Source organism: Paenibacillus sp. CAU 1782, assembly GCF_054551715.1.
The window spans coordinates 1-1,461 of record NZ_JBTOLL010000036.1; the positions used below are offsets into that span (position 1 = coordinate 1).

The 1,461-nt window shown below is 47.4% G+C and carries 1 protein-coding gene; it reads right to left on the reverse strand.

Annotated features, from left to right (window positions below):
- Window positions 1–175 precede the first annotated feature (175 nt).
- Entirely contained in the window at window positions 176–1,369 is a 1,194-nt protein-coding gene (locus ACX93W_RS27260) for an IS4 family transposase (RefSeq protein WP_459395522.1), read from the reverse strand.
- Window positions 1,370–1,461: the final 92 nt, after the last annotated feature.

The window sequence follows — 1,461 nt, forward strand, 5'->3', positions numbered from 1 at the left end:
CACTAGCCATGCAAATAACCTGACGTTACCAGCAACAAATATTACGAGATTGCTTTTTTAATCATTTGTTCAATATATTTACAGTCCGTTTTGTGGCTTAGATTCAAAAAGAAGAATGTCTGCAGAAGCGTGGCATCGTTTTCCTTTTAGTGGAAATTATGTTGTGTTAGTCGGTCTAGCGAACGATGAGCTTCGGACGACTCGGAGGTAACCCCGGCCGTATGGGTCGTTGCTGCCGTCCTTTGGACGTACGTGTCGGTTCTCGCCGCAACGCTTGGAGCATGACCTGCCACGGATGATTGGCATAGATCCGCAGTAGCTTGAGTACATCCCACGTGGATTTAGGCGTCTTGGTCTGCAGGCGCACAAGGGTGCACAGAGCAAAGGCAATGAGGACAAGATACAATTGGTTCCAAATGCCCTGAGGCGAATAGCTGAACACCTTCACCAGTCGCAAGTGCTGTTTGATCCACTTGAAAAAGAGTTCAATGAGCCAGCGGTACTTATACATCTGAGCAATCTCTGCGGCTGTAGCCTCAAAACAATTCGTGATGAGGAAGTACTCTTTCTCCTGTTCGTCGCGAAAAACGATGAGTCGCAACTTTCGGCTGCATTTATTGATGATGACCTTACGGTCCCATACAATAAATCCTTTACTCGCTTTGGGGATGCGAAAATCTCGTGTGACCTCAAGCTTTGTATTCTCCCGAATGCGTGCGACAAAGTTAATTTTGCGCTCGGGTTGGTCCCATCGTTCAAAGTGTTCATGCTTTTGAAATCCACGGTCCATCACATGGATCGCTTCGGGATCGCTTACGAGTTCAAGTGAGAGTTCCGTCTCGTTTACATCTGCCGTGCTTACGATGACTCGGTCTGGATAAACCACCTGCTCTGGATCGGCAACCACGACACGCGTATGCATTTTGACACCGCGTTTGCTTTTTGAATAGCTGGCCCAACTTGCCCGTTGCATGGGCAACGTCAGTTCCGTAGCATCTAAAAGCCGAAGCTTTTTCCCGGCGGGTAGTTTGTCTAAACGATCCGGGTGTCGGAGCTGAATCTCCTGGACCAAACGCACAAACAGGGCTTGGAGGGTCTCCGTACACAGCGTGTTTGTTTTGCGAGAGAGTGCCGATGGACTAATGGAAGAAAGACCTGTCATTTCTTGCAGCATCTCATTGGCCTGCAAGTATTCACTCAACATGTCGTAGGAGGTTGCACCTAGAAGTTGACCTGCAACATGCAGTTGAATGGTGTTACCCGTAAAAAGCTTCTTTGCGCGGTGATCCTTCAGCAACAACCGATCGTTTTCGAGCTCTAGTTGGTTTAAGCATTGACAAATGGTCGGTAAATTCGGTAAGTTATCCATGGGTGTTCTCCTTTTGTGAGAGTGATGGATAACGTATGGCCACACTTCCACATTAGGAGAATTTTTTTTGTTTGAACAGGATAAAGATACCA

Coding starts and splice junctions, on each gene's coding strand:
- ACX93W_RS27260 (WP_459395522.1), bottom strand. CDS start 1,369: ATGGATAACTTACCGAATTTACCGACCATTTGTCAATGCTTAAACCAA.